This window comes from Nostoc sp., assembly GCF_036917775.1.
Lineage (GTDB): Bacteria > Cyanobacteriota > Cyanobacteriia > Cyanobacteriales > Nostocaceae > Nostoc.
In genome coordinates this window covers 86,217-111,005 of the sequence record NZ_JBALEQ010000069.1, presented here as the reverse complement: position 1 = coordinate 111,005, position 24,789 = coordinate 86,217, and the positions used below count along the sequence as shown (strand labels likewise).

The 24,789-nt window shown below is 42.8% G+C and carries 21 protein-coding genes, 1 pseudogene and 1 riboswitch; of the genes and pseudogenes, 17 read left to right on the top strand and 5 right to left on the bottom strand.

From position 1 onward, the window contains the following. Window positions 1-120 precede the first annotated feature (120 nt). Together V7K69_RS12720 and V7K69_RS12715 are read left to right on the top strand one after the other, a co-directional pair. A complete protein-coding gene (locus tag V7K69_RS12720; protein WP_335034785.1) occupies window positions 121-2,268 on the top strand; it encodes an ATP-binding protein in 2,148 nt (715 codons plus the stop codon). Further along, window positions 2,261-4,243, top strand: a complete 1,983-nt coding sequence (locus V7K69_RS12715) for a hybrid sensor histidine kinase/response regulator (RefSeq protein ID WP_335034783.1) — start codon at window positions 2,261-2,263, stop codon at window positions 4,241-4,243. The genes V7K69_RS12720 and V7K69_RS12715 overlap by 8 nt, the downstream gene beginning before the upstream one ends. Before the next feature lie 188 nt (window positions 4,244-4,431). Here the strand turns inward: V7K69_RS12715 and V7K69_RS12710 are convergent, their stop codons facing one another. Then, the gene (locus tag V7K69_RS12710) at window positions 4,432-4,611 is read right to left on the bottom strand and encodes a hypothetical protein (RefSeq protein WP_335034781.1); all 180 of its coding nucleotides are present in this window, start codon (window positions 4,609-4,611) and stop codon (window positions 4,432-4,434) included. A gap of 200 nt (window positions 4,612-4,811) precedes the next feature. Next, a complete protein-coding gene (locus V7K69_RS12705) occupies window positions 4,812-5,132 on the bottom strand; it encodes a 2Fe-2S iron-sulfur cluster-binding protein (RefSeq protein WP_114080152.1) in 321 nt (106 codons plus the stop codon). Window positions 5,133-5,391: 259 nt separating this feature from the next. Here V7K69_RS12705 and V7K69_RS12700 point away from each other — a divergent pair, with 259 nt between their 5' ends. The 9 genes and pseudogenes from V7K69_RS12700 to V7K69_RS12660 all read left to right on the top strand — a co-directional run bounded on the left by V7K69_RS12700 (window position 5,392) and on the right by V7K69_RS12660 (window position 16,750). After that, entirely contained in the window at window positions 5,392-5,694 is a 303-nt protein-coding gene (locus tag V7K69_RS12700; RefSeq protein WP_335034778.1) for a hypothetical protein, read from the top strand. A gap of 161 nt (window positions 5,695-5,855) precedes the next feature. Continuing rightward, the gene (locus V7K69_RS12695) at window positions 5,856-6,257 is read left to right on the top strand and encodes a hypothetical protein (RefSeq protein WP_335034776.1); all 402 of its coding nucleotides are present in this window, start codon (window positions 5,856-5,858) and stop codon (window positions 6,255-6,257) included. 190 nt (window positions 6,258-6,447) lie between these two features. After that, window positions 6,448-7,344: pseudogene (locus tag V7K69_RS12690) on the top strand (DUF4351 domain-containing protein). A 27-nt stretch (window positions 7,345-7,371) separates the two neighbouring features. Beyond that, window positions 7,372-7,599 carry a DUF4351 domain-containing protein gene (locus tag V7K69_RS12685; protein ID WP_442936134.1) on the top strand — a complete coding sequence of 76 codons (228 nt, stop codon included), beginning with the start codon at window positions 7,372-7,374 and terminating at the stop codon, window positions 7,597-7,599. A gap of 312 nt (window positions 7,600-7,911) precedes the next feature. After that, on the top strand, window positions 7,912-10,575 hold the full coding sequence (gene acnB / locus V7K69_RS12680; RefSeq protein ID WP_335034797.1) for a bifunctional aconitate hydratase 2/2-methylisocitrate dehydratase: 2,664 nt from the start codon (window positions 7,912-7,914) through the stop codon (window positions 10,573-10,575). Between the two features lie 282 nt (window positions 10,576-10,857). Then, window positions 10,858-11,130, top strand: a complete 273-nt coding sequence (locus tag V7K69_RS12675) for a hypothetical protein (RefSeq protein ID WP_335034774.1) — start codon at window positions 10,858-10,860, stop codon at window positions 11,128-11,130. 674 nt (window positions 11,131-11,804) lie between these two features. Further along, window positions 11,805-13,622, top strand: coding sequence for a vanadium-dependent haloperoxidase (locus tag V7K69_RS12670; RefSeq protein WP_335034772.1), 1,818 nt, complete (start codon window positions 11,805-11,807; stop codon window positions 13,620-13,622). Window positions 13,623-14,062: 440 nt separating this feature from the next. Continuing rightward, window positions 14,063-15,112, top strand: a complete 1,050-nt coding sequence (locus tag V7K69_RS12665; RefSeq protein ID WP_335034770.1) for a cyanophycinase — start codon at window positions 14,063-14,065, stop codon at window positions 15,110-15,112. Between the two features lie 681 nt (window positions 15,113-15,793). Continuing rightward, the gene (locus V7K69_RS12660) at window positions 15,794-16,750 is read left to right on the top strand and encodes an aldo/keto reductase (RefSeq protein WP_335034769.1); all 957 of its coding nucleotides are present in this window, start codon (window positions 15,794-15,796) and stop codon (window positions 16,748-16,750) included. On the opposite strand, the gene V7K69_RS12655 is transcribed toward V7K69_RS12660, so the two are convergent. From V7K69_RS12655 to bcp, 3 genes are all read right to left on the bottom strand, one after another. Next, window positions 16,698-17,906 carry a cysteine desulfurase family protein gene (locus V7K69_RS12655; protein ID WP_335034768.1) on the bottom strand — a complete coding sequence of 403 codons (1,209 nt, stop codon included), beginning with the start codon at window positions 17,904-17,906 and terminating at the stop codon, window positions 16,698-16,700. The genes V7K69_RS12660 and V7K69_RS12655 overlap by 53 nt on opposite strands. 5 nt (window positions 17,907-17,911) lie before the next feature. Beyond that, entirely contained in the window at window positions 17,912-18,538 is a 627-nt protein-coding gene (locus V7K69_RS12650) for a type I restriction endonuclease (RefSeq protein ID WP_335034767.1), read from the bottom strand. Between the two features lie 204 nt (window positions 18,539-18,742). Further along, entirely contained in the window at window positions 18,743-19,222 is a 480-nt protein-coding gene (bcp, locus tag V7K69_RS12645; RefSeq protein WP_335034795.1) for a thioredoxin-dependent thiol peroxidase, read from the bottom strand. A gap of 108 nt (window positions 19,223-19,330) precedes the next feature. On the opposite strand from bcp, the gene V7K69_RS12640 reads away from it, so the two are divergent. The 6 genes from V7K69_RS12640 to V7K69_RS12615 all read left to right on the top strand — a co-directional run bounded on the left by V7K69_RS12640 (window position 19,331) and on the right by V7K69_RS12615 (window position 24,665). Further along, a complete protein-coding gene (locus V7K69_RS12640) occupies window positions 19,331-20,227 on the top strand; it encodes an FAD-binding domain-containing protein (protein ID WP_335034765.1) in 897 nt (298 codons plus the stop codon). 34 nt (window positions 20,228-20,261) lie between these two features. Continuing rightward, on the top strand, window positions 20,262-20,678 hold the full coding sequence (locus V7K69_RS12635) for a hypothetical protein (protein ID WP_335034763.1): 417 nt from the start codon (window positions 20,262-20,264) through the stop codon (window positions 20,676-20,678). A 96-nt stretch (window positions 20,679-20,774) separates the two neighbouring features. Beyond that, a riboswitch (adenosylcobalamin-variant (AdoCbl-variant) riboswitch) is annotated at window positions 20,775-20,864 on the top strand. Continuing rightward, window positions 20,831-22,381 (top strand): precorrin-3B synthase, encoded by a 1,551-nt coding sequence (cobG, locus tag V7K69_RS12630; RefSeq protein ID WP_335034761.1) that lies wholly within the window; start codon window positions 20,831-20,833, stop codon window positions 22,379-22,381. Its footprint overlaps the riboswitch before it by 34 nt. A gap of 96 nt (window positions 22,382-22,477) precedes the next feature. Beyond that, window positions 22,478-23,107, top strand: coding sequence for a precorrin-8X methylmutase (locus tag V7K69_RS12625; protein WP_335034759.1), 630 nt, complete (start codon window positions 22,478-22,480; stop codon window positions 23,105-23,107). 2 nt (window positions 23,108-23,109) lie between these two features. Next, a complete protein-coding gene (locus V7K69_RS12620) occupies window positions 23,110-23,814 on the top strand; it encodes a precorrin-2 C(20)-methyltransferase (RefSeq protein ID WP_335034792.1) in 705 nt (234 codons plus the stop codon). 524 nt (window positions 23,815-24,338) lie between these two features. Next, window positions 24,339-24,665 (top strand): ArsR/SmtB family transcription factor, encoded by a 327-nt coding sequence (locus tag V7K69_RS12615; protein ID WP_335034757.1) that lies wholly within the window; start codon window positions 24,339-24,341, stop codon window positions 24,663-24,665. Window positions 24,666-24,789: the final 124 nt, after the last annotated feature.

Sequence of the window (24,789 nt, the reverse complement as noted above, 5' to 3'; positions counted from 1 at the left end):
TGGGGGAGCCACAAAAATGCTCCCTATTTTTTGTCTCCACCATCTTCTCAAAGTTTTGTCCCATCTAGCTTAGAGTTGCCTTGTCACCCTCTCAGTCATAAGTGATTAACCAGACTTGATATGACAACTATTTTCACCTTCGAAATTCAGTACGAACAGGATGTTGTGCAAGCTCGGCAGCGAACTCGTGAGATCGCCGAGCAATTGGGTTTTGATGCTCAAGATCAGGCACGATTGGCAACGGCAGTTTCAGAAATTGCCCGCAATGCCTTTCAGTATGCTAGAGGTGGAACCGTTGAATTTTCTGTGGCAGGAGAGCCTCAAGAGTTTCTGATTCGGATTCAGGATCGGGGTAGTGGCATTCCTCATCTGGAAGACGTTTTGGCAGGACGCTACACCTCTGATACCGGAATGGGGCTAGGCATCATGGGTAGCCGCAAGCTGATGGATTTCTTTGAAATGGAATCGCTAGCGGGACAGGGAACAACGGTGGTGATGAGTAAAAGGTTGTCGAAGCGCACACCTAATTTCACCGATTTGCAATTGCAGCAGATTCGAGAAAGCATGATGGAGCGATCGCCCCAGAATCCTTATGAAGAGATCCAGCGACAAAACCAGGAGTTACTGCGGGCAATGGCAGATTTACGCAAGCGCGAGGAAGAATTAACCCAGTTGAACCGAGAACTGGAAGATACCAATCGCGGTGTGGTTGCCCTCTATGCAGAATTGGATGAGAAGGCAGACTCTCTGCAAAAGGCAAACGAGTTAAAAACCCGCTTTCTCTCGAACATGAGCCATGAGTTTCGCACGCCACTTAACTCGATTCTGTCCCTATCTCGGATGCTGCTGGCACGGATGGATGGTGATTTGTCCGTCGAGCAAGAAAAGCAGGTGACATTTATTCAAAAGGCGGCGAGCGGATTATCAGAACTGGTTAACGACTTACTGGATTTAGCTAAGGTGGAAGCTGGAAAGATTGAAGTGCGTCCCAGTTCCTTTGAAGTTAGTGATTTGTTTGCCACGCTGCGGGGAATGCTGCGCCCATTATTGGTTCAAGATTCCTCTGTCGTGCTGATTGTCGAAGAACCTGAAGGCATTGGGCAGATATATAGTGATGAGGGCAAAGTCGCTCAAATTCTCAGAAACTTTATCTCAAATGCCCTGAAATTTACCGAGCAAGGAGAAGTGCGCGTCAGCGCTTTACAAAGGGGTCATACCGTGATATTCACCGTATCCGATACGGGCATCGGTATTGCGATCGCCGATCAAGAGCGCGTTTTTGAGGATTTTGTCCAAATTGAGTCTTCTCTGCAAAAGCAGGTCAAGGGAACCGGGTTAGGATTGCCGTTATCGCGCAAGCTAACAGAGCTACTCGGCGGCAGCATTTCAGTTAGAAGTAAGCTGGGTGAAGGCTCCACCTTTACAGCATCAATTCCCATCGTCTACCCTTATGCAACCGATGACCTCCGATCGGAGACCATTGCACCACTTGAACCAACTGGCCTGCCCATTCTGGCGGTTGAAGATCATCCCGAAACGCTATTTATTTACGAAAAGCACCTTCAGGAGTCAGCCTATCAATTGATTGCAACCCGCACTTTAGCTCAGGCTAGGCTTGTATTACAACAAGTGCGACCAGCAGCCATTATGCTAGATATTATGCTAGAAGGGCAAAACGGCTGGACGTTCTTGCGAGAAATTAAAGGAGATGAAACGACACGCACTATACCTATAATAGTTATTACTATCATTGATAACGAAAAGCAAGCACTAGCATTAGGAGCCGATGGTTTTCTAATTAAGCCGGTAGACAGATTACAGTTGTTGAATAAACTTAATACGCTAATTAATCAGAACAAGCCGCAAAAAATCTTGTTAATTGACGATGACCCTGCCTATCGGTATTTGGTGAAGCAGTTGTTAATAAATACACAATTGAGTATTTTAGAAGCCATGAACGGACGGGAAGGTTTAAATTTGGCACAACGCGAGCAACCAACTGCGATCGTACTTGACTTGGAGATGCCAGAGTTCAATGGGTTTGATGTACTCAAGGAGCTTAAAAGCAATCCTGTTACTCAGTCGATTCCTACGATCATCTACTCATCTGCACAACTTGATGCAGAAACGCACAGCCAATTAGCAAAAAAAAGCATCGCCATTATTTCCAAAGAAACAGGCTCTCAAGCAACGGTGATTGACCAGCTTCAAGACGCGTTGCTTAAAGCTGGGCTTGTTCTAGAATCTTGTGGGCAAAGTCATGTCTGAGCCACAGGTTATCATCCTGCATATTGATGATCACGAAGCCAATCGTTACGTTGTGACTCGGATTTTGCAAAATGCAGGCTTTACTGTCGTAGAAGCAGCAACGGGAGCCGCAGGATTAAAGGCAGCTGTTGAACATCAGCCTGCTCTGGTGATTTTGGATGTTAAATTACCAGATATTAACGGCTTTGAAGTCTGTCGTCAAATTAAAGCAAATCCTGAAACTGCTTTTATTCCCGTGCTACACCTTTCTGCAAGTTTTGTCCAAAGCCAGGATAAAGCAGAAGGCTTAGACAGTGGTGCCGATGGTTATCTGGTGCAACCTGTTGAACCCATTGAACTGCTGGCGACAGTGCGATCGCTGCTGCGAATTCGACGGGCGGAGGAAGCTGCTTTATCCTCAGCACGAGAGTGGCAAACTACCTTTGACTCTATCAAGGACAGCGTATGTCTGGTAGACGGAGAAGGTGTAATTCTGCGCTGTAATCTAGCGATGATGCAGCTTTTTTGCAAGCCCTCCCACGAAATCTTAGGTTGTGTTTACCATGAGTTAATGGACGCAGAATTGGGGATTGGTGATGGCACTTGCTTTCGTCTGGCGAAAAAAACTCACCAACGGCAAGTTCTAGAATTTCAGTCCACAGAACGCTGGTTTGCCAAAACCATTGACCCAGTATTTGATGGGCATGGGACTCTCACCGGTGCCGTTTTCATCTTGTCCGATATCACCGAACGGAAGCGAGCATCAGCGTTGCTGCAAGAGCAGAACGATCGCCTCAATCAGCTAATGATTTCTTTGCAGCAACAAACTGAACAAGCGCAACAAGCCAATCGAATTAAAGATGAGTTTCTGGCAGTACTGTCTCATGAATTGCGATCGCCCCTGAATCCAATTTTGGGATGGACAAAAATTTTGCAAACGAGCCACCAGGATGCAGCCAAAACTCAGTATGCACTTGAAACGATCGAGCGTAACGCTAAACTGCAAGCGCAACTGATCGAAGATTTACTCGATGTGTCGCGTATTCTCCAAGGCAAGTTAAGTTTGCATACAGTTCCAGTCGGTCTAACTTTAACCATCAAAGCTGCTCTGGAAACCGTGCGGCTAGCTGCTGAAGCTAAATCTATTCAGATTGAAACAGTATTTGAACCGAACGTTGGGCAAGTGTTGGGTGATTCTGGTCGCCTGCAACAGGTTGTTTGGAATCTACTTTCCAACGCGATTAAATTTACCTCACAGGGTGGTCGAGTAGAGGTGCGGTTAGAAAGGATCGAGAATGAACTAGATACTTATCCTTCAGAATATACTCAAATCACTGTCAGCGACACTGGTATGGGGATCTCTGCTGACTTTCTGCCTTATGTCTTTGACTATTTCCGCCAAGCCGATGGGACAACAACCCGAAGATTTGGAGGATTGGGATTAGGGTTAGCGATCGTGCGTCATTTAGTTGAATTGCATGGCGGAACCGTTCAGGCAGCAAGCCCTGGAGTAGGTCAAGGGGCAACGTTTACAATCAAGTTTCCACCGATCGCTGCGGCAAAACTGAATCAAGATAATACTGCGTTTCATAATCGCTCAGACTTCAATCTGAATGGATTGCAAGCCCTGCTTGTAGATGATGACAGAGATTCACGGGAATTCATCGCCTTCTTGCTAGAACAGTATGGGGTGCAAGTGACTGAAGCTGAATCAGCACATGAAGCTCTAAACAGCTTAGGGAAAGCGAAATTTGATTTGCTAATCAGTGATATTGGGATGCCCGATATGGATGGTTACACACTAATTCGTCAAATTAGAAACCAGCCGTCTGATCAAAGCGGAGAAATTCCAGCGATCGCCCTTACCGCTTATGCAGGAGAGATCGATCAACAACTGGCACTAGCAGCCGGATTTCAACAGCATATTTCTAAACCAATTGAGGTAGAGGTACTAATGCAGGCTATTGTGACTATAGTCGGGTATAGCAACGATTAGTGAAAAAATCCAGCTATATCTGCCTCAACTTCACACTTGCGATCGCATCCAAACACACCTAAGTGAAACAGTTTATAATGGATAGCTTAAAAAGGGGGGGCAAAAAGCTCTCAAAGTCCCCCTTATTAAGGGGGATTTAGGGGGATCTAAATTGTTTGCTACCGACAAGAGGACTTTTCAAACATCCCCTAACTCTTAACTGTCGTGACAACAGCTTCAACTGTAGCTTTTTGTTCGTCAGCATCCACAGAAGTAACTGCCCAACGCAAAGGTTCGCCTTGTTTCTTTAACTCTGCTTCAATTACTTCGAGTAACTCTGCGGGAGTTTCTTGTAAATCAATTTCTGCGGTAATAAAATGAGTCGTCATTTTGTAAATCCTGTTAATTTCTGGTTTCTAGAATAAAAGTATTAGGCGAATAGAATTCGCTACTACACAAACTTTCGTCTTCCTCCGTGGACTAAGAAAAAATTAAGGGTCTTTAACCTGCGGAGGCAGGTAAAGTCTCGTGTAGCCGCGACTTCTAGTCACCAGGGCTTTACAAACATCATCTGATAACTGCTCGCTGATTATTTGCCTTTGCCAAATTGTAACTGATAAACTACGTCTTCCTTTTCTGTCTGAAGTTTCAAATCAGAAAGGGGTTTGGCAACACAAAGCAATACATAACCTTGCTTTTGTAAATCTGGACTAACGCCCATACCATCAGTTTGATCTACAGTTCCCTCAGAGAGTTGACCGGCGCAAGTTGTGCAAACACCTGCATTACAAGAACTCGGCAATTCCAAACCAGCAGCCTCGGCAACTGATAAAATCGTTTCATTTTCAGGAACTTGCAAGGTATGAATTTTGCCTTGGTGATCAATTTCTACGGTGTAAGTTTTGGGCATATACAAAAGAAGCGTGATGCAACGGACAAATGTATTAGTTTATCTGAATTAGTTAAAAATATCCAGATGTTACTATAAAAAGTTTAGGTTAAAGAGAAACAATTATAGCAACTAATTCTGAATAAGTTATAGATTAGTAACATTATTTACTATACAATACCCAAATAAATTAGTTAAATTTGCTTACTATAAATATGCGCGATCGCTGTAAATCAACAATATACACGTATGTAGCGATGATTGCACTCACAAACAAACTTTGGTCATCAATGTTACAACGTTAAGCCTTAAGGTTATAACATTAACCCTTAAAGCTAGAACATTAAGGCTTAAGGTTACAGCATTAAGCCAAAGAGCTAGAACATTAAGGCTTAAGGTTACAGCATTAAGGCTTAAGGTTAAAGCATTAAGGCTTAAGGTTACAACATTAACCCAAAGAGCTAGAACATTAAGCCTTAAGGTTACAACATTAAGCCTTAAAGTTAAAGCGATCGCAGTTGACATAGAATATAGACCATTTGTAGAGGCACAGCAATGCTGTGCCCTATTGTATATTGCTTAAACATAATATTATTTTGCCGAAAATCAACCTTTGATGATTAAATACCGAGAAATCACGGGCATAAATAAAAACTTTTACTAAAAAAATGCGCTTTTTGCTGAACCAGAATCCAGCTTAATTGAGACAAAATAGCTCTGTAAAGCTTTTAAAAGTGTAAAACTATGACTCGAAGAAAACGTAGTTCTCGGATTTTAGAAAAAGCTGAGTTTAGAGTTGCTGGGCTGAAAGCTATTGATCCAAAGATAAATTTTGATGATACTCACAACTTGCAAAACCTGACTCAATTAATAGACAATTTTCACAATATGCTTGATGATTATAACGCTGCTATAGCTATGATTGACTCTTCTAGAAAAAAGCTGGATGAGATGGAAAAAATCTTAAGTCAAGTTTCAGATAAAATGCTGATGGGGGTTGGTTTCAAGTACGGCAAAAATAGCAATGAATATGAACTTGCAGGCGGCGTTAGAGACAGCGAACGTATCCGTAAAAGCAGATTGACACGCTTGAAATCTAACACAGATAAAACATCAGTCGAAAATGCAATAACCGCCACGCCCTAGCGGGAACTCAAAAGTCAAAAGTCAAAAGTAGAGATGCGATTAATCGCGTCTATATTTGTGAAAATTAAAGGTGTCCAGCAGATCCCCGACTTCTTTGAGAAGTCGGGGATCTATTTCATCACGAATGGTTCAGGATTGCTATATAATTAGACTTTGCATTAATCCAGAACTTCCGAAATCTTAAAATTGAATGACCCGTTTTATCCATGATAAATTTGCCAAAGACTATCTAGAATAACTACTAAAAGATTACGGAGAAGTCAAGGCATCAGAAAAAGTTTCAGGAGAAATTAAAGAAATAGATGTTTTATTCACTCCTGCCAAACAACAAAGCTCTAACATACAAATACTGGGTTTGCTAGGAAGATTTGCCCAACAGCCTGCAATTATAGAACCATACCGCAATCCAGCTTCTACCGATGAAATCTGCGACTGTATTCTCAAATTATTAGAAATAAGGGCTCTCTTACGACGAGAAACTAAGGCAAATAAAACCAAACTTCAGGACTCAGAAATTCCCAAATTGTGGGTTCTTACACCCACCATCTCTGAAACTAGATTGTCTAGCTTTGGAACTATACAAAAAGCAGGTTGGTTATCGGGAGTGCATTTTCTGCCAGATGCTTTGCGGACAGCAATTGTAGCAATACACCAACTACCACAAACACCGGAAACATTATGGTTAAGGCTTTTAGGTAGGGGAAGTGTGCAGTCACAAGCAGTTATCGAGTTGCAAGCGTTACCATTAGATCATCCATACCCAAAAGCAACTCTTGAATTAGTTTACAACTTACGCGAAAACTTGAGAGTAAACCAAGAATTAGAAGCAGATGATAGGGAGTTAATTATGCGATTAGAACCACTTTATCAAAGAGACAGAGAACAAGCTATACAAGAGGGAAATAAACAAGGAGAACAACGTCTAGTTATACGTCAGCTCAATCGCCGTATTGGTGAGATTGATACGTCATTAATTGAGCGAATTAAAGGTTTATCGCTTGAACAATTAGAGAATTTAGGAGAAGCATTGCTAGATTTTTCTAGTGTTGCTGATTTAGAAACTTGGTTAAACCAACAATCCATTTAATTCATTTCGATTGATAAAGAGTTAATTATGCGACTAGAACCACTTTATCAAAGAGAAAGAGAACAAGCTGTACATTCAGGAGAACAACGTCTAGTTCTACGCTTACTCAATCGCCGTATTGGTGAAATTGATACGTCATTAATCGAGCGAATTAAAGGTTTATCCATTGAACAATTAGAGAATTTGGGAGAAGCATTGCTAGATTTTTCTAGTGTTGCTGATTTAGAAACTTGGTTAAACCAACAATTAATCTAATTCATTATTACTACACCTGGCGACTAGAAGTCGCGGCTATACAGACTTGTGTTGAGCGGAGTCGAAATACAAAACCCACCTCCGTGGGTTAAAAATTATTGATTTCCTCTTAGTCCACGGAGGTGGACTTTGGTTGTGTAGTAGCGAATTCCATTCGCCTCATACTTTTCAAACTTTCAGTATAAAAAAACCTGCTAATAACCGATTACCAGTAAGGCTTTCATCATAAAAGTAAGCTAAACTTTTATAGCCGAGTATTGCCTAAAAATATTTCATAATTGAAGGGAGAACATCCCAATGGAGAACATAAAAATGCTAGAACAATATCGTAAACACGTTGCCGAAAGAGCAGCACTCGGTATTCCTCCTTTACCATTGGATGCGAAGCAAACCTCAGAATTATGCGAATTACTGAAAAATCCGCCCAAGGGTCAAGAGGAGATATTATTACATCTATTGAGCGATCGCGTTTCTCCTGGTGTTGATCCCGCAGCTTATGTCAAAGCCGGATTCCTCACCGCGATCGCTAAGGAAGAAATCACCAGTCCGTTGATTGCGCCCATCGAAGCAGTGCAATTGCTGGGCACAATGATTGGTGGTTATAACGTGCAATCTTTAATCGATTTGCTGCAATTGCCCACTGTATCCGTCTCCGACTCATCCGAAACACCTCTAGTAATGGGCGGACAAGGAAAGGAACCCATCGCCGCTTATGCCGCCAACGCCTTAAGCAAAATCCTTTTGGTGTATGACGCTTACCACGATGTTTTAGAGTTGTCTAAAACCAATCCTTTTGCCAAGCGGGTGATTGACTCTTGGGCGGAAGCTGAATGGTTTACCCTTCGCCCCACAGTTCCAGAAGCGATTACTGTCACCGTTTTTAAAGTTCCTGGCGAAACCAATACTGACGATTTATCCCCCGCCCAAAGCGCCACCACTCGCCCAGATATTCCCTTACACGCCTTAGTGATGTTAGAGTCAAGGCAACCGGGAAGCTTGAAAATCATTGCTGAACTGAAGAAAAAAGGGCATCCCGTAGCTTACGTGGGTGATGTAGTTGGTACTGGTTCCTCGCGGAAGTCTGCCATCAACTCAGTATTATGGCATACAGGAAATGATATACCTTTTGTTCCAAACAAACGCGCTGGGGGTTATGTTTTAGGTGGTGCGATCGCGCCAATCTTCTTTAACACAGCAGAAGATGCCGGTGCTTTGCCTATTCAGTGCGATGTCACCAAACTCGAAACCGGTATGGTAATTACCATCCATCCCTACAAAGGCGAAATCACTAATGAAGCAGGCGAAGTCATTTCTACCTTTGACCTTAAACCTGATACCATCCTCGATGAAGTCCGCGCAGGTGGACGCATCCCCCTACTTATTGGACGTACCCTCACCGACAAAACTCGTCTTGTACTAGGTTTAGAACACAGCACAGTTTTCACCCGTCCCCAGCAAGCCTTTGATACAGGTAAAGGCTACACCCTAGCACAAAAAATGGTAGGTAAAGCTTGTGGATTACCTGGTGTGCGCCCCGGCACATCCTGCGAACCCATCATCACTACCGTTGGTTCCCAAGATACCACAGGCCCCATGACCCGCGACGAATTGACAGAACTCGCCTGTCTTGGTTTCAGTGCAGACTTAGTGATCCAAAGTTTCTGCCATACAGCAGCTTATCCCAAACCAGTAGACATCAAAACCCATCACGAACTCCCCGACTTCTTTGCTTCTCGTGGCGGTGTCGCCCTCCGTCCCGGTGATGGTATCATCCACTCTTGGTTAAACCGGATGCTGTTACCCGACACCGTGGGAACTGGCGGCGACTCTCACACCCGTTTCCCCTTGGGTATTTCCTTCCCCGCCGGTTCTGGCTTAGTAGCTTTTGCAGCCGCCTTGGGTGTGATGCCTTTAGATATGCCAGAGTCAGTTTTAGTAAGATTTAAAGGAGAATTGCAACCAGGTATCACCCTCCGTGATGTCGTGAATGCCATTCCCTACGTGGCAATTCAAAAAGGTTTGCTGACAGCAGAGAAGCAGAACAAAAAAAACGTCTTCTCCGGGCGAATTCTAGAAATAGAAGGTTTGCCAGATTTAAAAGTTGAACAAGCCTTTGAACTCACCGATGCCAGTGCCGAACGTTCTTGTGCAGGATGCACAATTAAGCTGAGTGTAGAGACAATTTCTGAATATCTGCGTTCTAACGTAGCGCTGTTGAAAAATATGATCGCACGGGGCTATCACGATCCGCGTACCATGTTACGCCGTGTGGCAAAAATGGAAGAATGGTTAGCCAATCCCGTGTTATTAGAAGGCGATGCCGATGCGGAGTATGCCGAAATAATTGAAATTGATTTAAATGAAATCAAAGAACCAATTGTTGCTGCTCCCAATGACCCCGATAATGTTAAGTTATTATCGGAAGTTGCTAATGATCCAGTGCAAGAAGTATTTGTTGGTTCTTGTATGACGAATATTGGTCATTATCGGGCAACAGCGAAAGTTTTGGAAGGTGCAGGTGAAGTAAAAACTCGCCTATGGATTGCACCACCAACGCGTATGGATGAACACCAATTAAAAGAAGAAGGTGTATACAGCGTTTTTGGGGCTGCGGGTGCTAGAACAGAAATGCCAGGATGCAGTTTGTGCATGGGTAATCAGGCGCGAGTTGCTGATGGCACAACAGTGTTTTCTACCTCTACCCGCAACTTCAATAATCGTATGGGTAAAGATGCGCGAGTCTATCTTGGTTCAGCAGAATTAGCAGCAGTTTGTGCATTGCTAGGACGGCTTCCGACAGTGCAGGAATATTTGGATATTGTGGCGAGTAGAATTCATCCTTTTGCAGATGATTTGTATCGGTATTTGAACTTCGATCAAATTGTCGGTTTTGAGGATGAAGGGCGAGTGATTGCGTTGGAAGATATGCCAAGGCTTGAGGATATTTTGGGTATGCCAGCTAGTAGTTTGCGTTAATTATTAAAGGTGGGCGATGCCCACCTCATACCATCTGGTAGGACTTTAGCAGGTAAATAAAATAAGATTTTATTAAGATTTATTATTAAAAGGTTATGAATTATCCAATAAAAATAGTTGGCTTTTATACTGTGATAGCTAATATCAATTTTTATACCTACAAGTCTAACAAGTTTCCTCTCTTATCGTAAAAGTACTTTTAAAAATAAATACTTGTGCTAAATAAATAGACTATTCAGTACTTTAAACTTTAAGTCAGTCTGTGCTAAAAATACACTTGATATGGCTCTGCTAACTATATTTACTGGAGCGAATAATTCGGGAAAAAGTACTATTATTCAAAGCCTTCTATTAACAACTCAAACGTTACAAAACCCTGTTTCATCTAGGTCTGTCATTTTAAATGGGCATACTTTAAAAATTGGAGAATTCAATGATATTGTCTCAAATAATCATGAATCAAAAAATATTTTCATAGGGTTTGATCTAACTCCAAGTGTAGATGAGCGTGAGAGTTTTATTACAACATCTATGCGTTTTGAATATTATCCGTAGAGTTGAAGCTTTAACATTTATAGATTGCTCTTTTAGCTTTTCAGCAAATGGTTCTGAAAAAGAGAAAGAAATAATACAACTGCAACCACGCTTGAAAGAGTCTAGACTTAAAGTAAATTTTAAGTTGGTAGGCTCCCCGAAGGAAGCAGAAGTTTATATTTAGGTAGAGCCAAAGATGCGACCTTTGAATTAACAGATGCTATATTGCTGACCTGCACTGTCTATTCCTTAGCAGACTTATCCTTTTCGCGCTATTGCTAAATTTCTTGTAAAAACTCTTGATTTTCATAACCGATTGTGAGAAAGTCTGATCTAACATCTACAAAATACTGTAAGTCGATAGATTTATCGTATTTTGTGGTTGAACTAGAAGTAAGCGGTGGTTTTAGCTGTGCTTTAACCCCGAAAAGATGCTATCAGACTGATTACAAGTACAGAAGTATAACAGCCATCTGATGAAGGCATCATCCCAGAACTGAATGTCTATATGACTTTCAGGAGAATCATCTTCTATGCAAGTTACCTTCCAGTAGAGTAACCACAGATTTCATCCCAATCTGGTGAAATTACCCTGCTTTTCTGGAGTTGGGTGTCTTATGTATGGCTAGTTGTTCTAGCTTTCAGATGCTCATGTATTTACTCATGACTATATTTTTGCCAGTGGAGAACATCTCATGCAAGTAGATCCTAATTCTCATCAAGGTTCCGAGCAAGATACTCAGGCTAATAGCGAAAGAGAGAAACTGAAACAACCCCGTGTAAATAGCAAACGTTTTTTTGGTAATCACGCCAGCAGACGCTCGTTTCTCGGCCGCGCTGGTTTATTTAGTGCTGCTAGCGTCGTTGCAGGGGTTTTTGGTTCACCTTTCTCCTCAAAAAAAGCAGGAGATGTTGTACAAGCTCAAGATATTAACAGGCGGTATAATAGACCATTTGACTACAATAGATTTGTTGATAAAGCCTATCGAGTCCGTGTTGAAGCAGCCAGAGTTGAACGAAGTATTCCCATTCCGCCGCATCTGACTAACGGCGATGAGGAGCGTTATGCCAACAAAATCGGCTCTGACAGTAGGGGATTACCACATAATGGGCTTGGCGAAGTTAAGTTAGAAGCTTACAACTCTTTGACCAAAGCACTGACAACCCAAAATCCAAATGATTATGAAAATATCATCTTGGGTGGCGGCAGAAAGCTGGTCAATCCTCAAGGCCCCCTGGCAATTAGTCTAGAAGGAATCAATGCAGCGCAGATAGCAGTACCACCACCACCGGCTCTAGCTAGTGCAGAACGCGCTGCTGAAGCAGTTGAACTCTACTGGCAAGCTTTACTTCGAGATGTACCTCTTTCCAAGCTCCAAAACAATACTGACAACCCAAAAGTCTTAGCAGCCGTTGAAGACCTCAACAAGCTTTCAGCCTTTCGAGGACCAAAACAAAATGGTCGTGTCACCCCTCAAACTCTATTTCGTGGTAGCGTCAACTACGTCAATATTTACACTTCAGGTATAACTACAAAATATGTTATTCCACCAGGGGTACTAGATGGCCCTTACATCTCACAATTTTTGTTGCGGACTATTCCTTGGGGAACTCAGTCTGTTTCGCCACTGATTCGTACTGCTCTTCCTGGTAATGATTTTCTACTCGATTTCCAGGAATGGTTGACTATTCAGAACGGAGGTAGTTCCGGTAAGTCTATTAATTACGACCCCAAAAACCGTTACATAGCTACAGTTCGGGATTTAGGTGAGTATGCCCATATTGGCGGCCCTACATACCTTGGAGCCTCCTTGATTCTTGGTAGCATCGGTACACCTTTGAATCCAGGCAATCCCTACGTCAGATCGAAGACCCAAGTTGGTTCAGCTGCAACCTTTGCAGCGGGACATTTACAAGCCTTGCTTAACTTAGGTACCTCGCGTGTGATTAGAGCGTCATACTGGCAGAAGTATTATGTACACCGCATTCTGCGCCCGGAAGCTTATGGTGGGCTAGTTTACAACAACATTGTCAATAAAACCCAATATCCGATTAATTCTGAGGTCTTTAATTCCAAAGCTTTGGCTCAGACTTTTAGCACCTTTGGCACTTATCTATTACCCCAAGCATATCCAGAAGGATCGCCAACCCATTCTTCGTATACGGGTGGTGCGGCTGCCATTGCTGGCGTTAATGTCACACTATTGAAAGCATTTTTTGATGAAAACTTTGTTATCCCCGATCCAGTAGTGCCCGATCCCAACGATCCCACCAAAGTAATTTCTTATAGTGGACCACCCCTAACTGTGGGTGGAGAGTTGAATAAACTGGCAACTAACTATGCTATTGGTCGCGGTCACGGTGGTATTCATTGGCGTTCGGATGGTTCAGCTGCTTTGGCTTTGGGAGAAGAGGTTGCTATTAGCCTTCTCAGGGATGAGAGACTGGGTTACAACGAAATATTTAATGGTTTCACCTTCACAAAATTTGACGGTTCAAAAGTCACAGTCTAAACAGATTTTCGGTATTTAGTGATTTCAAAACTTTTTAGAGACGCGAAATTGCACTGGGCTACGCTAATTTACCGTAATGCTTTCGCGTCTCTATACCAAGATTCATCTATCTAATCAGTAACGCCTGATTTTTATCACAAATGTTAATTTTAATACGCAGTAACTTACTTAGGATAGAGAATTAATGATTACTCTGGGTTATGGCGTTAAAAAACAGTACAAGCCCTGTACGCTGGAAATTCTACCCTCTCTAGTGCCAGAGTTAAGCTAGTACGCATCTAAATTGCACATTTTTTCGTTAAAACTGTCATTTGTCATTAGTTATTGACAAAAGATAACTGAATAAATGACTAATGATAAAAGACGAATTTCACGAATAAATAAGCAATTAAAGTGCGTAACAGCCTAGCAATAATTGCAGTTTGCTCCAGAAGCTTAGTATGACAAAGGCATTCCCAAGCATAGCAAGGCGCTTGAAAAGTACAGGAATCAAGTTGTTGAAGATGGGAACCTTCCTAATAACCCGTTTTATTGCAAGCTGGAAACGCTACTTTCTGGGTGACACTGTTGATGTTCGCCCCTCTACGTCTCCTTCCTTTGATGTCCGCCCCACCTTAGCTGGTCCAGTCCTCAGCTTAGGTGGGGGTGGCCCCGATGTTGATGATGCTATTCAGTGGATGATTAACCAAGTTAGAGGAGGTACTAACACCGCTACCAAGGTTAATGTTGTAGTTCTCCGCACGAATGGTAATCACGATTACAATCGGCTAATTTCTGCCATGAAGGGCGTAAACTCTGTAGAAACCCTTCTGATTCGCAATAGACAAGAAGCAAACAAAGTTGAAATTTATGAAAAAGTCAGAAATGCTGATGTGATTTTTTTTGCTGGCGGCGATCAATGTCAGTACATCCGCAATTGGAAAGATACCAAGCTTGAGGCTGCCGTTAAGTCAGTTTACCTGAAGGGAGGCGGTGTTGGCGGCACTAGTGCGGGTGCGATGATCCAAAGTGATTGTGTCTATGATGCTTGCGCTTCTTCAGAAAAAGGCATTGAAACTAGAGACGCACTTGAAGATCCTTACCGGGATATCACCTTTACCTACAACTTTTTCAATTGGAGTAATTTAAAAGGAACTATCGTAGATACACACTTCGATAGGCGGGAAAGAATGGGTCGAATTATGGCTTTCATTGCCCGTCAAATTAAGGACGGTGTATCTAGCAGTGTTTTAGGCATAGCGGTTAGCGAAAGTACATCGGTTCTTGTGGATAAAAACGGTTTGGTGAAAGTTATGGGTAGGGGGGCGGCGTACTTTGTACTTGGTAATCACATACCGGAAGTATGCGAACCCCGAACGCCTTTGACCTTTTCTAATTACAAAATTTGGAGAGTTCGCAGCGGCGACACCTTTAACTTAAGAAACAGACCAACCTCTGGGTACTATCTCAGGAGTGTCAAAAGGGGACGGATTGATTCAAATCCATATTGAGTGGGGAAGAAGCAAGGGGGCAGGGGAGGCAGGGGGACAAGGGAGAATTATTGAACAAGTCTCTCTCTTTTCTCCCTTGTCTCTTCTTCATGTTCAATTCTCAATGCCCCTACCAAGGAAGCACCTATTTTCGTCAAAAAACTCGTATTTACTGCTGTCTTGGATGAGTTATAGGTCAATACAGTTCAGTTAAGGCTAAAACTCTTTGCCAAAGTCAATTTTTTTAACGTAGACGCGGAGCGGCTTGCCGCAGGCTACCGCAAAGACGCAAAGAGAAGAAAGACGCTTATCTGAACCGTATTGAGTTATGGGCAAGAAGCTTAAAATCAACAAAATCATAATTTGGATCGGAGTTCTGAGTCAGAGAACCTAAACCACTTGATAAATTTACTCTTCGCCCTGCTGTTGACTTTTTCAAAAGTCAACAGCAGGGCTTTTGTAACTGTAAACACTGCAAATACATTGGTTTCAACTGACAACTTTTACTATCTTTAAGCAAGTTTAGTGTATATAGTGTGTTTAGTATGTATCAATACAACACTTAGGATTTAGTAATCCTACAGAGGTAGTGATTGACTGTCGTGTTTCCACTAGTAGTGATCCACACCGCAGATAGCGGTTGAGAAAATATTTACGGATTACACTAGCAATTGGCTCAAAAATCATTGAATTAGGATAGATATGCAAACTAAACAACTTGGCAATTCGGAGCTTCGCATTACCCCGATTGGCTTTGGTGCTTGGGCGATTGGTGGAGCTGGCTGGGCTTTTGGTTGGGGAGCGCAGGACGATCAAGAATCTATTGAAGCGATCGCTCGCGCTCTCGATCTCGGTGTTAATTGGATTGACACCGCAGCTATCTATGGGCTGGGACACTCTGAGGAAGTTGTTGCTAAGGCGCTCAAGGGTCGATCTAGTCGCCCTTATATTTTTACTAAATGTTCAATGATCTGGGATGAAAAGGGCGAAATTGGTCGTAGCCTGAAGGCTGATTCTGTACGGCGGGAAGTTGAAGCTAGTTTGCGGCGACTGGACATTGAAACCATTGATCTCTATCAAATTCACTGGCCTAACCCTGCTACAGAAATTGAAGAAGGCTGGACGACTCTTGCCAAGCTTAAGGATGAAGGGAAGGTTCGCTATATCGGGGTTTCAAACTTCAATGTCGAACAGTTGAAGCGTATCCAGGAGATTGCACCAGTTACCTCATTACAACCGCCTTATTCATTGGTTAAGCGTGATGTTGAAAACGAGATTTTGCCTTTTTGTAAGGAAAACAACATTGGTGTGATTGTGTATTCACCAATGCAATCTGGCTTGCTTACAGGAAAGATGACATCTGAGCGGGTTGCTAATTTCGCAGATGATGATTGGCGCAAGAAGAGTGATGAGTTTCAGGAACCACGTCTATCTCGTAACCTGAAGTTAGCCGAGGTGTTGCAGCACATTGGTAAACAACACGATCGCTCCGCCGGAGAGGTAGCGATCGCTTGGACTCTAAACAATCCGGCGGTGACGGCTGCGATCGTTGGCGCACGCAATCCTAAGCAGGTGGAAGGAATCATCACTGCTGGAGAATTTCGCCTTAATCAGCAGGAGCTAGATCAAATTGCTGCTTTTCTGCGCGAGAATCCATAGAAGAAGGCTGGCGTAAACTTTGAATAGTAGCGATCGTATGTTTCGCTGCTATATCAATTTCCTCTTGGGTATTAAAACGTCCAATGCCAAACCGCACTGAAGCATAAGCTAGCTGGTGGGGGTTTCCCAGTGCTGTCAGAACACTGGAGGGTGAAGTATTTGCCGAGGAGCAAGCAGATCCCGAAGAAACCGCCATTACTGGCTGCAATCCTAGCAAAAGTGCGGCTCCATCCACCCCCTCAACACTGATATTCAAGTTTCCCGCCAATCGCTGTTGAGGGTGTCCGTTGAGATGAATTCCTTCAAGTTGGGAAAGCTGTTTCCACAAGCTTTGTCTTAACTGGGTGAGGCGTTGGTTTTCTGTCACTTGTTCTGCCAAAGCGATTTCTACAGCTTTCCCAAAGCCGACAATTTGCGGTGTATACAATGTCCCAGAACGCATCCCCCGTTCATGTCCGCCGCCGTGCTGCTGAGGAGCGAGTTGCACTCTGGGATCGCGTCTGCGGACGTACAGCGCCCCAATCCCCTTTGGCCCAAATACTTTGTGTGCTGTTAGCGACATCAAATCAATTTTCATCTTTTGCACATCAAGAGGAGTTTTACCAATAGCTTGGGCTGCATCGGTGTGGAAAATGATGTTGTAAGCATGGCATAGTTCCCCAATTTCAGCTATTGGCTGTAAAACGCCAATTTCGTTATTTGCAGCCATCACCGAAACCAAAATTGTCTCAGGACGGAAAGCCTTTTGTAACTCAGTTAAATCAATCAATCCATCTTTTTGAACTGGGAGAATAGTGATTTCAAAACCGAGAGTTTTTAAATAATTACAAGGGTCAAGAACTGCATTATGTTCAGTGGCAACAGTAATAATATGCTGACCTTTTTTAAAATAAGCTTCGGCAACACCTTTAATAGCTAAATTATTAGCTTCTGTTGCACCACTTGTAAAAACAATTTCTTCGGGAGTGGCATTAATTGCTGCTGCTAAAATCTCTCGTGTTTGTTTGACAGCAGCTTCTGATTCCCAACCATAAACATGACCAATACTAGATGCGTTGCCAAACTTTTCTGTGAAGTAAGGGATCATTGCCGCTAATACCCGTTCATCTACGGGTGTAGTAGCGTGGCAATCAAGGTATATAGGGCGAATAGACATAATTATTAACTCAAACTTTGACTCAAATTTTTTAATACGCTTAGAACCTGATACAGTTCACTTTCTCGTTTCAAAAGTGTAAATTGGTCAGATATAGCATACTTTGCCTGATTTCCTGTAGTAAGTTTCAGGAAAATAAACTCACTCCCATTTGTTACTAATCCAAAAGCAGGTTTGTCTTGACTAGGATTAGACAGCATATAAACAAATGCTTGAGGTACAGCTTCTAAAAGAGAAAAACTAGACCTTTTCGATTCAATTACTAACAACCAGAATTGTTCTTGAATAATTAAAACATCAATTCTACCTCTTATAATTTCTCCTTCATCTTCCGCAGAAATTTCTATTGATTGCTCACCTCTTATATAAAAAGGCTCGTCATAAAATCCAGCTAAATTGAGTAAAGGAGATAAAACTACTAATTTTACCGTTTCTTCTGACAAAGGAGGATACTTGACTAAACGGAGGAAATGAAGTTTTACTCTGTCTAAATCTTGCTTTTCTAAATCTGTAATTTCCGGTAAATTTTCAAACCATTCTGTGAAGAATGCCTCATCTTCGGCTAGCTGTAAACTAAATTTTTTCTCCAAATAAGCAAGCCCAACATTTTGTGCTTGGATAAATTGAACCATAATTTGTGCAACTCTATATAATACTATCTAACTAAACAAAACCTAGTTTTGTTTGGCATAATGTTAACAATTCTTGTTCTGAGTGGACTCTTTGACTTGAATCATAGACAACACAGATAATTTTTTTGGCAAACTTACACGCAAATAGCCATAGTTCCTCATTTATTGAAGTTTTGCTGACATTTGTATGACTCACTGAGAACTTTACGTGGCTGCTAATTCCTGTAATTTAGTTAAAACTGCCTGAGCATGACCTTTAGCTTTTACATTTGGCCAAGCATAGGCAATAATTTTATCAGGTGAAATGAGAAAAGTTGAACGAGCAACACCCATATATTCTTTTCCCATAAATTTTTTTAAGCGCCAAGCGCCGTAGGCTTCTGTCAAAATATGTTCTGGGTCACTCAAGAGGGTGATCGACAAGTTATGTTTGCTGATAAATTTACAATGGGATTTACCCAAATCTGGACTCACGCCTAAGATTTTCGCTCCCAGTTCGCCGAAGTCTTGATACAACTCGGTGAAATCTTTCGCTTCAGTGGTACAACCGGGTGTGTCATCTTTGGGGTAGAAGTAGAGGATAACCCACTGACTGCTGAGGTCGTCAAGAGTGACTGAATTGCCATTTTGGTCAGGAGTAGAAAAATCTGGCGCTGGTTGTCCGATTTGGGGAATGTTGGTCATGATCGGTGTGAGAGATTGCAATCGTTTTAGAATTGTACATAACTGTTGAGCTATTGAGCGATGCCTGTGGCGGGCTACGCCTACGCACCCATTCATAATTTGCTTACAATGTCTAAAGATATGCAACGCGAATTTACCAACCGCGATGAGTTGGTAGCCTATCTCCGCGAACAATTCCCAGATGCGGCACAACGCGATCGCCACATCAGTGAAACAGTAGGGGGACGCAAAGCAGCACAAGACGCGCTGCAAAAAATCGACCCAGTACGTTACGCGCAAACACGTAATTTTTTCACAGGTGCGGTGACGCGACTTTCGCCTTATATTCGTTATGGCGTTTTGAGTTTGCGAGAAATTCGAGATTATGTCCTTGACCAGGTACAGCAAAAAAACGATGCTACGAAATTAATTAATGAGTTAGGTTGGCGCGACTATTGGCAACGATTGTATGTGAAGTTAGGGGATGGAATCTGGAAAAACCAGGAAGAGTACAAAACTGGTTACACTGCGGCTGAATATTTACCCGAATTGCCGCAAGATATCAGACAAGGAACCACAGGCAGAGTTTGCATCGACAGTTTTAGCCATGATTTAAAAGAAACTGGCTATCTACATAACCACGCCCGAATGTGGCTAGCAGCTTACATTGTCCATTGGCGGCGTATTGGTTGGCAAGCAGGAGCCAAGTGGTTTCTCGAACACCTTTTAGATGGTGATCCTGCTAGCAATAATATGTCATGGCAGTGGGTTGCCAGCACCTTTAGTCAGAAACCGTATTTTTTCAATCGTGAGAACTTAGAACGCTACACTGAAGGCGTTTATTGCCAGAAATGTCCGCTTTATGGTCATTGCGATTTTGAAGGCAGCTATGAAGAATTAGAACAGCGACTTTTTCCCAAAGGAGAATTTAGCAAACAAGCTAATAGCCAAAGTTGGCAGCGTGATAAAAAAGGGAAGGGGAGCAGGGTGAGTGGGGGAGGACAAGGGGGACAAGGAAGAAAATAATAACTCTTGACAAATAACAAATAACAAATGACAAATGACAAAACCAATTGTTTGGGTGCATGGAGACTGCCTCAGTCCATACAACCCCGGACTACAAAAATACCCTGATGCTCCAGCTATCTGGGTTTGGGACGAGGCTTTGATAAATGAGTGGCAACTAAGTCTTAAACGTGTCACATTTATTTACGAATGCTTGCTAGAGTTACCCGTTGTTATTCGTCGTGGCGATGTGGGAGAAGAAATTTTAGCTTTTGCGAGAGAACATGATGCGAATTTAGTCGTCACAGCCAACAGTCCCAGTCCCCGATTTGATGATATCTGCAATCAAATAGAGGGTTCTATAGCAGTGGAAACGCTAGAGGTAGAAGCATTTTTTGACTATGATGGCTATATTGACCTGAAGCGGTTCTCGCGCTATTGGAAAGTGGCTCAAAATTATGTTTTTGAATAGCCAAATTAGCGATCGCTTTTTCTAGCAACAGATACAAGATTTTGCGATCGCAACTCCAACTGTTAAATTTTCTGACTACCTTCTCGTGTTAAATTATTAAGGCTTGGTGTTGGGAAACTCCGGTGAAATTCCGGGACTGTGCCGCAGCTGTGATGGGATCACCCAAGTCAGAATGCCAACTCTCAAGATTTCACACTCACCATCTACTCCCTGCGTCGCACGGGGAAGGAGTTACAAGTTTGCTTTCTGGATTTGCCACTTGTCCTGGCTTGTTTTATGCTACACCCGCCGCCGATGGTATATTATCTCGCATTAGAATACCAGGTGGAATTATTAGTAGTCAGCAGTGCCGTGCGATCGCAGATATAGCAGATCAGCATGGTGGTGGCTATGTTGATGTCACAAATCGAGCTAACCTACAAGTCCGCGAAATTCGCACGGGGATAAATAGTGAGGTTTTGCAGCATTTACAGGATATAGCATTGGGTTCTCGTAATTCTGTTGTAGACCATATCCGTAATATTATGACCAGCCCAACAGCTGGTATTGACCCGCAAGAATTAATCGACACTCGCCCTTTTGTCCAAGATTGGGATAATTATATTGCTGCACATCCGGCGCTTTCGGGACTGTCGGCAAAATTTAGCGTTTGCTTTGATGGTGGTGGAATTATTCGGGTGTGCGATCGCCTAAATGATATCCTATTCGCTGCTATTTTAGTCGATGCTACTCTTTACTTCCGCCTCTATCTCAGTGTCGGCGCAAAGGGTCAACCGCCTAGCGATACGGGAATTTTGTTAACACCAGAGCAATGTTTACCTGTCTTGGCAGCTTTAACAGAGGTCTATCTAGCTCATAGCAATACTACAAATAATCGTCGGCTACGTCTTTTAGAGTTATTGAATACTTTGGGTTGTGAAAATTATCTCCAAGAAGTTCAACAGCGCTTACCTTTTCCTCTTTTGTACAGTGACCTAACCCCCCCTTCCATACCAGAAAAGGGGGAGGAATTCTCTAATCTTTTGCAAGGTAAGGGGAAATATCAGCATATTGGCATCCATCCCCAACGACAGCAAGGCTTATTTTACATTGGTGCGGTGTTACCTCTTGGACGGTTGGAGAGTAAGCAGATGAGGGGTTTAGCAGATTTAGCAGCAAAATATGGTAGCGGTACTCTTCGATTAACCCCCTGGCAAAATTTGCTGCTAACAGATATTCCTCAGCAGTGGATTGGTGATGTCCAAAGTGAAATTGCTTTCTTAGGATTAGATACTTCAGCAACTAACATCAAGAGTGCGTTAATTGCCTGTTCTGGAAACAAAGGTTGTGCCTCTTCTGCCACGGACACTAAAAGTCATGCGTTGGCATTAGCAGAGTATCTTGAAACTCGCGTTACTCTGGATTGTCCAGTTAATATCCACTTTAGTGGCTGCGAAAAATCCTGCGCCCAGCATAGCAAGAGTGATATTACTTTGCTCGGTGTCAGCATGGAGGATGGCAATGGAACTGTAGAAGGCTATCACGTTTATGTTGGTGACGGCGAGCATAAATTTGGATGGGAAATATATCAATATGTGACTTTTGCGGAACTACCTGCATTAATAAAGCGGATGCTAGATGTATATAAAATTCAACGCTTGAATCTCGATGAATCCTTTAGAGAATTTAGCAATCGATGTGCGATCGCTCAATTACAACTGTGATTCAATAAACACTTAGGTAAGTTGGCGCGAAAAAAAAAACCAAGTATGTTACGCAACGTAAATAGACTCAAAGCCCTTACAAATGACAAATGACCAATGACAAATGACTATATCCGAGATGCCAACGAAATTTACCGTAATTCTTTTGCAATCATCCGGTCAGAAGCAAACCTAGATATGCTGCCACCAGATGTAGCAAAAGTTGCGGTGCGTCTTATTCATGCCTGTGGGATGACGGATATTGTCACTGACTTGGGATATTCACCAACAGCAGTGCAATCCGCAAGGGCAGCGCTAGCAGCAGGAGCGCCAATTTTATGCGATTGTCGGATGGTTGCCGATGGCGTTACCAGGCGACGGTTATCTGCAAACAATCAAGTTATCTGTACCCTCAACGAGCCGGAAGTCCCAGAAATTGCCCAGCGTCTGGGTACAACAAGATCGGCAGCAGCCCTAGAATTATGGCGATCGCATCTGGAGGGATCGGTAATTGCAATTGGTAATGCGCCCACAGCACTATTTAGGCTCTTAGAAATGCTCGACGAGGGAGCTAAAAAACCTGCGATTATCTTAGGCTTTCCAGTGGGATTTGTCGGTGCAGCCGAATCGAAAGCAGCACTGGCAGCAGATAGCAGAAATGTACCATTTTTAACATTACACGGTCGGCGCGGTGGAAGTGCGATCGCAGCCGCAGCAGTTAACGCCCTGGCAACGGAGGAAGAATGAATATGCAACCCAAAGGTCGTCTCTATGGAATTGGTGTAGGCCCTGGCGATCCCGAATTATTGACTCTGAAAGCATTGCGGCTATTACGTGCGGCTCCTGTGATCGCCTATCAATCAGCCACAGATAAAGAAAGCATCGCTAGAGCGATTGTGGCGCAATATCTTCCTGGCAATCAAATCGAGGTGTTGTTTCATCTCCCCCGCGCCTTAGAACCAGAAAAGGCCAAGTCTATTTATGACCAGGAAATTGAACCAATCGCTCAACATTTAGCCGCAGGTCGAGATGTTGTAGTGCTATGTGAGGGAGATCCATTTTTCTATGGTTCATTCATGTACGTTTTCACGCGGTTATCTGAAGAGTACCCAACAGAAGTTATCCCCGGAGTTTCTTCGCTGATGGCTTGTCCGGTAGCCTTGGGTATACCTTTCACTTACTACACTGATATTCTTACAGTTCTACCTGCCCCATTACCAGCAGAAGAACTGACTACACATTTGTTGATGACTGATGCAGCAGCAATTATGAAGCTAGGTCGTCACTTTACCAAAGTACGAGATATTCTGCATAAATTAGGGCTAGCATCACGGGCAAGATATATTGAGCGGGCATCAACATCACAGCAACGCATTATACCCTTGGATGAAGTTGATCCTGATAAAGTACCCTATTTTTCAATGATTGTGATCCCAACTAAGAATCGACTATAAACCAAAAATCAATACAGTTGAGTTAAGCATTTCTTCGTTATCTTTCTTTTTTTAATTTTAGCGATCGGATTTGCTGGATTTGGATAAATTTATAATACGTACAAAACTGATAAGGGACTTCCAAATAAAACAATATCCCAAAACTAACGCAAATAATTCTCTCTATCTCTTCTCCCTCTGTGTTCTCTGTGCGGCAGTCGCTCATGGGGGAAACCCCCTTGGCGCTAGCCTCTCCCTTTGGGAGAAGACCGCGCTGCCTTGTCTCTGTGGTTCGTTTATTTGGATAATTTATTTCTTGGAAGTCCCTAAATACAAGACGCGATGAATCGCGTCTCTACAAGGGGTATCAAAAAAACGATGCCTGCGGCGGGCTACGCCTACGCATTCCCATTCTGCAAACAATATTACTTGGCGTACTTGGCGTAAATGCCGAAAACTGCGTTCGCATAATGACCAACAAGTAGGCATCATTGCATCGTGGATGATTTAGACTTTACCATAAAGAAATACTTCAAAAAAAATTGATGGCTCTTAATAGCACCTTCACTCCTGATGCGATCGCTGCTGGCTTTCATGCCCTATCCGATCCCCTAAGAATTCAGGTCTTAGAACTCCTACGCTCTCAAGAACTATGTGTGTGCGACCTATGCGACCACCTGGGAACCACTCAGTCTAAACTGTCTTTTCACCTCAAAACCCTGAAAGAAGCGGGTTTGGTTCGCGCTCGTCAAGAAGGGCGCTGGATTTACTACAGCCTCAATCTGCCACAATTTGTTGCTTTAGAGCAGTATTTAGCAGAATTCCGCCGCTTTAGCCCAATATTACCTATTCGTCCCCCCTGCGAAACTTAAATATTCATCAATTTTTTTTGTAATATTTTGTTTAATTTTACTTTTACAGGCATTGACAAATCAATTTTTTTTGAAATGATTGGTATATACTCTTGATATAACTCACCGAATTTTAGATTTTCAA

Bases quoted from the DNA above. Each gene is read 5' to 3' on its own strand.
- bcp (WP_335034795.1), bottom strand. From the start codon at position 19,222: ATGACCAACATTCCCCAAATCGGACAACCAGCGCCAGATTTTTCTACT.
- V7K69_RS12720 (WP_335034785.1), top strand. From the start codon at position 121: ATGACAACTATTTTCACCTTCGAAATTCAGTACGAACAGGATGTTGTG.
- V7K69_RS12675 (WP_335034774.1), top strand. From the start codon at position 10,858: ATGGCTCTGCTAACTATATTTACTGGAGCGAATAATTCGGGAAAAAGT.
- V7K69_RS12625 (WP_335034759.1), top strand. From the start codon at position 22,478: ATGACAAATGACTATATCCGAGATGCCAACGAAATTTACCGTAATTCT.
- V7K69_RS12660 (WP_335034769.1), top strand. From the start codon at position 15,794: ATGCAAACTAAACAACTTGGCAATTCGGAGCTTCGCATTACCCCGATT.
- V7K69_RS12655 (WP_335034768.1), bottom strand. From the start codon at position 17,906: ATGTCTATTCGCCCTATATACCTTGATTGCCACGCTACTACACCCGTA.
- V7K69_RS12615 (WP_335034757.1), top strand. From the start codon at position 24,339: ATGGCTCTTAATAGCACCTTCACTCCTGATGCGATCGCTGCTGGCTTT.
- cobG (WP_335034761.1), top strand. From the start codon at position 20,831: ATGGGATCACCCAAGTCAGAATGCCAACTCTCAAGATTTCACACTCAC.
- V7K69_RS12695 (WP_335034776.1), top strand. From the start codon at position 5,856: ATGACTCGAAGAAAACGTAGTTCTCGGATTTTAGAAAAAGCTGAGTTT.
- V7K69_RS12685 (WP_442936134.1), top strand. From the start codon at position 7,372: ATGCGACTAGAACCACTTTATCAAAGAGAAAGAGAACAAGCTGTACAT.
- V7K69_RS12705 (WP_114080152.1), bottom strand. From the start codon at position 5,132: ATGCCCAAAACTTACACCGTAGAAATTGATCACCAAGGCAAAATTCAT.
- V7K69_RS12670 (WP_335034772.1), top strand. From the start codon at position 11,805: ATGCAAGTAGATCCTAATTCTCATCAAGGTTCCGAGCAAGATACTCAG.
- V7K69_RS12710 (WP_335034781.1), bottom strand. From the start codon at position 4,611: ATGACGACTCATTTTATTACCGCAGAAATTGATTTACAAGAAACTCCC.
- acnB (WP_335034797.1), top strand. From the start codon at position 7,912: ATGCTAGAACAATATCGTAAACACGTTGCCGAAAGAGCAGCACTCGGT.
- V7K69_RS12650 (WP_335034767.1), bottom strand. From the start codon at position 18,538: ATGGTTCAATTTATCCAAGCACAAAATGTTGGGCTTGCTTATTTGGAG.
- V7K69_RS12640 (WP_335034765.1), top strand. From the start codon at position 19,331: ATGTCTAAAGATATGCAACGCGAATTTACCAACCGCGATGAGTTGGTA.
- V7K69_RS12620 (WP_335034792.1), top strand. From the start codon at position 23,110: ATGCAACCCAAAGGTCGTCTCTATGGAATTGGTGTAGGCCCTGGCGAT.
- V7K69_RS12665 (WP_335034770.1), top strand. From the start codon at position 14,063: ATGACAAAGGCATTCCCAAGCATAGCAAGGCGCTTGAAAAGTACAGGA.
- V7K69_RS12715 (WP_335034783.1), top strand. From the start codon at position 2,261: ATGTCTGAGCCACAGGTTATCATCCTGCATATTGATGATCACGAAGCC.
- V7K69_RS12635 (WP_335034763.1), top strand. From the start codon at position 20,262: ATGACAAAACCAATTGTTTGGGTGCATGGAGACTGCCTCAGTCCATAC.